8 protein-coding genes are annotated in these 6732 nt (G+C 69.9%); 4 read left to right on the top strand and 4 right to left on the bottom strand.

The genetic code is table 11. The annotated features are described in order from the left end of the window. Nucleotides 1-216: 216 nt before the first annotated feature. Together VGV06_08295 and VGV06_08290 are read right to left on the bottom strand one after the other, a co-directional pair. Nucleotides 217-501: a hypothetical protein gene (locus tag VGV06_08295; protein HEV2055158.1), complete on the bottom strand. Its 285-nt coding sequence runs from the start codon at nt 499-501 to the stop codon at nt 217-219. Nucleotides 502-588: 87 nt separating this feature from the next. Continuing rightward, nucleotides 589-1446, bottom strand: coding sequence for an alpha/beta hydrolase (locus VGV06_08290; protein HEV2055157.1), 858 nt, complete (start codon nt 1444-1446; stop codon nt 589-591). An 85-nt stretch (nt 1447-1531) separates the two neighbouring features. On the opposite strand from VGV06_08290, the gene ggt reads away from it, so the two are divergent. Beyond that, the gene (gene ggt, locus VGV06_08285) at nt 1532-3148 is read left to right on the top strand and encodes a gamma-glutamyltransferase (protein ID HEV2055156.1); all 1617 of its coding nucleotides are present in this window, start codon (nt 1532-1534) and stop codon (nt 3146-3148) included. A 7-nt stretch (nt 3149-3155) separates the two neighbouring features. Here ggt and VGV06_08280 read toward each other — a convergent pair whose 3' ends face one another. Together VGV06_08280 and VGV06_08275 are read right to left on the bottom strand one after the other, a co-directional pair. Further along, entirely contained in the window at nt 3156-3788 is a 633-nt protein-coding gene (locus VGV06_08280) for a VTT domain-containing protein (protein ID HEV2055155.1), read from the bottom strand. Between the two features lie 11 nt (nt 3789-3799). Beyond that, the gene (locus VGV06_08275; protein ID HEV2055154.1) at nt 3800-4819 is read right to left on the bottom strand and encodes a methionine synthase; all 1020 of its coding nucleotides are present in this window, start codon (nt 4817-4819) and stop codon (nt 3800-3802) included. Between the two features lie 26 nt (nt 4820-4845). On the opposite strand from VGV06_08275, the gene VGV06_08270 reads away from it, so the two are divergent. From VGV06_08270 to VGV06_08260, 3 genes are read left to right on the top strand one after another with little or no spacing between them, the layout of a single operon-like run. Next, on the top strand, nt 4846-5115 hold the full coding sequence (locus VGV06_08270) for a hypothetical protein (protein ID HEV2055153.1): 270 nt from the start codon (nt 4846-4848) through the stop codon (nt 5113-5115). Further along, nucleotides 5078-5731: an HAD family phosphatase gene (locus VGV06_08265; protein HEV2055152.1), complete on the top strand. Its 654-nt coding sequence runs from the start codon at nt 5078-5080 to the stop codon at nt 5729-5731. The genes VGV06_08270 and VGV06_08265 overlap by 38 nt, the downstream gene beginning before the upstream one ends. A 5-nt stretch (nt 5732-5736) precedes the next feature. Next, nucleotides 5737-6699 (top strand): LLM class flavin-dependent oxidoreductase, encoded by a 963-nt coding sequence (locus tag VGV06_08260; protein ID HEV2055151.1) that lies wholly within the window; start codon nt 5737-5739, stop codon nt 6697-6699. Nucleotides 6700-6732 lie beyond the last annotated feature (33 nt).

The raw sequence follows: 6732 nt of genomic DNA, 5'->3' as shown, positions 1-6732 counted from the left end.
CCGAGGGAGCCGGGGCTACAGCCCCCGTAGTGGCGGGCCGCTTCGGGCACCCCACGAGGAAAAGGGTGAGAGCGAGAAGAGGCACCACCAGATACGCGTGAGCCCGTGGCTTGGCCATAGCGTCACATCCTCCTTGTCGAGGTTTCGTTAAATCCGCATTCTCCTCAACCGGCCCCTCACGGGGGGGCATGGGCCAAGAAATCGCTGGTCGCGATTCTACTGAATCTCGGACGGGAAGAAAAGGGCTTTTCCTTCAAGCCCTTTGCGGACCTTCGCGGCGCGAGCGGAGGCAAGATCGAGCTGATTCCCGGCCTTTTCCGCCGCATCGCGCACGGCGCGGGCCATCGACCAGGCTTGGCCGGGCTCATCCAGCCCGAGATACGCTTCCTCGAGCACCGCCTGCGCCTCGCGGGTGTCCTCGCCGAGGCGTCCGGCTCGCCGCCAGCGCGCCCCCATACGCGGCGCGGAGGGCACATCACTCCGGCCGCTATTCTCGAGCATCAGGCCGGGGCGCTGATAGCTTTGCGTATCATTTCTCCTCTCCCTGCAAGATACAAGGGTGAGGGGGCAACGGATGCGGGGGCTCCTCTACCCTTGCGCCGCTTTCTCGGTTTTCCACGTGCCCCAGCGGCCATTCTCGACGGCGGCGAGGAACTCGGCGATGTGGAGGTTGAAGAGCCCGGGTTCCTCGATGTTCGCGGTGTGCCCGGTCATCGGCAGGATGACGAGCCCCGCGTGGGGGATGTGGCGCTTCATGAAGAGCCCGGGCTCGAGGCAGGGTTCGTCCTGGTCGCCCACCACGATGAGGGACGGCACCTCGAGACGCCGGAGCTCGGGCTCGAGCTCGAAGATCGTCTTCCGCTTCATCTGGACGCCGCGCAGCATGTGCGCCGAGCCGACGGCCGAGTGGTCGCGCACCTGCCGCAGAAACTCGGCCCAGCCGCGCGGGTCCTTCTCGGCGAAGCCGCGCCGTGAGGCGAGCCTGGCGAAGCTCCGCACCTTGGCCTCGATGCCCTCGGTGAGGAATAGCTGCGCCCTCCTTTCGCCGTCGGCCAGGAAGGTCTCACGCCCCAACGTCCCGCTGCCGCAGCCGCAGATGCTGAGGCTCTCGGACATCTCCGGATGGGCGATGCCGAAGTTGAGCGTGATGTTGCCGCCCATGCTCAAGCCGCCGACATGCGCGCGCTCGATGCCGAGGTGGCGCATGAGCCCGGCCAGGTCCTCGACGAGGATCTCGTTGCGGTAGGCGGCGGGGTCTTGCGGGACTTCGGAGGGCGGGTAGCCGCGGTAGTTCCAGGTGATGACGCGGTAGCGGCGGGAGAAGTAGCGCACCTGCGGCTCCCACGAGCGGTAGTCGCCGCCGAATTCGTGGCACCAGATGAGCGGGAAGCCGCTGCCGGTCTCTTCGTAGTAGAGCGTGACGCCGTTGACGCGCGCTGTGGGCATGCCGTCCTCTCTTCGTTGGAAGGTGGCCGTGCTATCCTTGCCCGGCTTCTACCATGCGCGAGGCGGTCCACGCAAGGAGGCGGACGTGGAGACGGGCCGGCCGGTGACGATGGCGCGGAACGGCATGGTGTCGTCCCCGCACGCGCTGGCCTCGGAGGCCGGGGTCGAGATCCTGAAGGCCGGCGGCTCCGCCGTGGACGCCGCCATCGCCGCGAGCGCGGTGCTGTCCGTCATCTATCCCCACATGACGAGCGTCGGCGGCGATCAGTTCTGGCTCATCTGGGACGCCGAGCGTGCGGTCGTCCGCTTCCTGAACGCGGGCGGTCGCGCGGCCGCCTCCGGCACGCTCGACTGGTTCAATCGACGCGGGCTCGCTGAGATCCCGTTTCGCGGCGTCGTCCCCGCCACGCTCACAACGCCCGGAGCCGTGGCCGGCTGGTGCGAGGCGCACGCCGCGCTCGGCCGGCTCCCGCTTGCGCGCGATCTCGCGCCGGCCATCGGCTACGCGCGCGACGGCTTTGCCGTCACCGAGCGGCTGGCCGCGTGGACCGAGGCGACGGCCGGCGTCCTTGCCGGGAGCGCGGAGGCCGCCGCGATCTTTCTGCCGGGAGGCAGGCCGCCTCGGGCGGGGCAGCGCCTGCGCAACCCCGATCTCGCGCTGACGCTCGAGCGGATTGGAGCGCTCGGCCGCGCGGGCTTCTACGAGGGCGAAACCGCGCGGGAGATGGCGCGCTTCTCCCGCGAGCAGGGCGGCCTCTTCACCGAGCGCGATCTGGCGGAGCAGCGCGCGCGCTGGGGCGAGCCCGCCTCGACGAACTATCGCGGCGTCACCGTCTACGAAACGCCGCCGCCGACCCAGGGGCTCTCGGTGCTCCAGATGCTGAACCTCCTCGAGCCCTACGATCTCTCGCGGTTCGACCCCCTCGGCCCCGACGTCGTCCATCTTCTCGTCCAGGCCAAGCAGATCGCCTTTCACGACCGCGACCGGCTGATCGCCGACCCGGAGTTCGTCAAGGTGCCCGTGGCGCGGCTCGTGTCGAAGGCGTACGCCGATGAGCGCCGCGCGCTCATGGATCCGGCGCGGGCGCTCCCGTGGGACCGCGTGCCGTCTTCCGGCAGCCTCGCCGGCGACACCGTCTACGTCTGCGCCGTGGACGCCCAGGGCAGCGCCGTCTCGTTCATCCAGAGCGTCTACGGCATCTACGGCTCGGGGATGGTGGCGGGGCGCACGGGCGTGGTGCTCCAGAACCGGAGCGCGTACTTCTCGCTCGACCCCGCGCATCCGAACCGGCTCGAGCCGGGCAAGATCCCGCTCCACACGCTGATCGCCTCGCTCGCCTTCAAGGGCGATGCGCTCTGGCAGGTCTTCGGCTGCATGGGCGCCGACGGCCAGCCCCAGATCCACATGCAGGCCTACACCGCCATGATCGACTTCGGCCTCGACATCCAGCAGGCGGTGCAATCTCCGCGCTGGCTGGCCGGACGCTTCGTCCTTGGCGACCCGCGAGATCTCTTGAACATGGAGGGCCGCTTCCCGGCTGCAACGATGGCCGAGCTCGAGCGCCGCGGCCACCGGATCAACCGCTGGCCGTCGTGGGAGGAGCTGGCGGGCCACGCTCACGGCATCACCATCGATCCGGTGACCGGTGCGAAGCTCGGCGGCTCCGACCCCCGCAGCGACGGCGCCGCCGTCGGCTACTAACCGAGAACTAGAGTCGCCTGGCGGTCTTCCGGCGCTCTCGATAGATCTCGATTGCGATGGGAACGCACGAGAGCACGATGATGACGATCACGAGCACGTGCATGTGCTTCGAGATGTTCGGCACGGTCTGGCCGAGGAGATAACCCGCCCAGGTCATCGACGCGACCCAGCCGATCCCTCCCGCCACGTTGTAGGTCAGGAAGCGCCGGTAGCGCATCGCGCCCACGCCGGCCAGCACGGGCGCGAAGGTGCGGATGATCGGCACGAAGCGGGCGATGACGATGGTCTTGGGCCCGTACTTCTCGTAGAAGCGCTGGGTCCGCACCACGTGCTTCGGATCGAACAGCAGCGACTTCTCACGCGTGAAGATGCGCGGGCCCAGGCGCACGCCGATGGCGTAGCCCGTGCTATCGCCGACGATGGCCGCCGCGATCACCAGGATGTTGAGCCACCAGATGTCCAGCTTCCCCGCGCCGGCCAGCAGCCCCGCCGTGATCAGGAGGGAATCCCCCGGGAGGAACAATCCAACCAGGAGCCCGGTCTCGGTGAAGACGATGGAGACCAGCAGGATGTAGCCGCCCCACTGGATGAGCACGTCCATGGAGTACGCGCCGGTGAGGACGCCGTAGAGGAAGTCCATGCGCGGCAGGGCTAGGCGAGCTCGCGGCGGACGAGGGCCGCGCCGGCGCCGAGCGCGCGGAGCTTGGCGCGCGCGAGCTCGCGGTCGAGCGGCACCATGCCGCAGTTGGTGCAGGGGAAGATCTGCGAGGCCTTCACGTGCTTCAGAGCCTCGCGGATCACGGCGGCGACCTCCGCCGGGGTCTCCGCCCTGTCGCTCGCCACGTCGATCGCCCCCACCAGCACGTCCTTGCCGCCGAGCAGGCCGATCAGCGGCATCGGCACGCGCGAGTTCGCGCACTCGAGCGAGACCGCGCCGATGCGGCTCTTGGCCAGCAGGGGGAAGGTCAGCTCGTACTGTCGCCACTCGTCGCCGAGCGTCTTTTTCCAGTCGGTGTTGGCCTTGATGCCGTAACCGTAGCAGATATGCACCGCCGTCTTGCACGCGAGGCCCTCGACGGCGCGGTCGAGGGCGGCGACGCCCCAGTCGCGCACCTCGTCCATGTAGACGTTGAAGGCCGGCTCGTCGAGCTGGATCACGTCCACGCCGAGCGCGGCGAGCTCCCGCGCCTCGTCGTTGATAAGGGCGGCCAGCGCCATGCCGAGCTTCGCGCGGCTGCCGTAGTGGGCGTCGTGGATGGTGTCGGCGATGGTCATGGGTCCCGGGATCGTGAACTTGACCGGGCGCCGCGTCTCCCCGCGGAGGAAGCGGATCTCGTCGGTATGGATCGGGCCGCGCCGGCGGAGCGGCGCCGTCACCGTCGGGACATCTGCCTTGTAGCGGTCGGCGCGGATGCCGATCGTGACCATCTTCGAGAAGTCCACGCCGTCCAGCTGCTCGACGAAGCCCCAGACGAAGTGGCGCCGCGTCTGCTCACCGTCGGTGACGATGTCGATGCCGGCCTCCTCCTGGTCGCGGAGGGCGAGGCGGACGGCGTCGCGCTTGCCCTCGTCGAGCGCCGCGCCCTCGAGGCGCCACGGCGCCCAGAGCGTCTTCGGCGCGGCGAGCCACGCGGGCTTGGGCAGGCTGCCGGCTATGGTCGTGTCGAGCATTTCGGCGGCATGGTATCATGCCGGGCATGAGGCGCCTGATTCTCCTCCTCCCCGTCGCGGCGCTCACGCTTGCGGCGTGCTCGTCGTCGGAGCCCGACAGGCAGTGGTACAAGCCCAACGTGGACTACACGGCCGCGGATTTCGAGCGCGACCGCCTGGCGTGCACCGACAAGAAGAAGAAGCTCGACGAAGAGTGCCTGAAGCAGCGCGGCTGGGCTTCCCTGGGCGGCGACATCGGGCCGTCCGTGAAACCTCCGGATCCCACGAAGTCCCCCGCTGCCAAGGGCAAGTACTAGTCTGCGCGGTGTCATCTTCGACTTCGGCGGTGTCCTCTGGGACATGTGCTGGGACGTGGCTCGCCAGCTCGACCACGCGCACGGGCTGCCCCGCTCGTCCGTTTTCGAGACGCTCTACCGCACGGGGGCGTGGGAGGCCGTCGAGCGCGGCCGCGGCGATCGGCAGGCATGGCTCGCGGCCGCGCATGGAATGCTCGAGGCGCGCGCGGGCAGGCCGCTGCCGCCGCTGCACGAGGAGTGGCGGGCCTCCCAGCGCGCCATCGAGCCCAACCTCCGCCTCGTCAGCGAGCTCCGCCCCTCCTACAAGCTCGCCATCCTGAGCAACGCCGACATCTCGCTGCGCGAGCGCCTCGAGGGGGATATCGGCATCCACCACCTCTTCGACGACATCGTCTGCTCGGCCGAGGTGGGCATGGCCAAGCCTGAGCCCGCCGTCTATCTCCTCTCGGCCGAGCGGCTCGGCCTCGAGCCCCGCGAGTGCGTCTTCGTCGATGACCTCGACACCAACGTCGAAGCCGCGCGGCAGGTGGGGATGCAGACTGTGCTCTTCAGCAAAGACAAGGGCGACGACCTCCGCGCCCAGCTGGCCACCCTCGGCGTGGCGCCGCGACGCTGAGCGCCATGCCGCGTACCGCGATCTTCCTCTCTCCCGGCGCCGATCTCGCCGCGGCCGTGGACCTCGCCCGGCGGGCCGACGGAGCGGGCTACGAGAGCGTCTGGGTCACCCACGGCCTCGGGCGCGACGGGCTCCAGGTTTTGGCGGCGTACGCGCACGCCGCGCCCCGCGTCGCTTTGGGCACGGGCGTCATCCCGATCTATCCGCGCCACCCGGTGGTGCTGGCCCAGGAGGCCTTGACGCTTCAGGAGGTCTCGGGCGGCAGGCTCCGCCTCGGCATCGGCGTGAGTCACCGCTCGATGATGGAAGGCGCCCTCGGCCTCGACATGGGCCGGCCGCTCGAGGTTGTCCGCGAATATGTCGCGGTTCTGCGCCAGGCGTTCACGAGCCGCGTCGACCATGCGGGGCCGCGCTATCGCGTGGCGTGGCAGAGCGGGGTGCCGCGGCTGCCGCCGCCGCCGCCGATCTACCTGGCGGGGCTGGGGACCGCGATGCTCGAGCTCGCCGGCGAGATCGCCGACGGCGCGGTGCTCTGGCTCTGCACCCCTGCCTACATCCGCGAGCACGCGGTACCCGCCATCCGCCGCGGGCGCGAGCGGGCCGGCAAGGCGCTCGACGGCTTCGAGATCGTGGCCTCGGTACCGGCGGCGGTGACCGCTGACCGCGTCGCGGCTGCGGCGGCCTTCAAGGGTGAGCTCGCGCGCTACCTGGCCCTGCCTTTTTACCGCGCCATGTTGGAGAAGTCCGGCTTCGGCGCCGAGATCGCCGCCTGGAGCGCCGGCCCTGGTCCCGCGGCCGTGGACGACCGCCTCGCACGGGGTCTGGGCGCCGTCGGCGACGCCGAGACGCTCCGGGCCTTCATGGCGGCCTATCGCGAGGCCGGCGTCACGCTGCCGGCGATCCGCCCCATCGGTTTTCCCGACGCGCCCCACTATCTGCCCACGCTCGAGGCTGGCGCGGCTTTCTGACCACCTGTGCTAGGGCGGAAGCATGGATGACGT

It is taken from the genome of Candidatus Methylomirabilota bacterium (assembly GCA_035936835.1).
In the GTDB taxonomy this organism is placed as follows: Bacteria; Methylomirabilota; Methylomirabilia; order Rokubacteriales; family CSP1-6; genus AR37.
The sequence above is the reverse complement of the archived record's forward strand: the minus strand, read 5'-3'. Positions and strand labels throughout refer to the sequence as shown.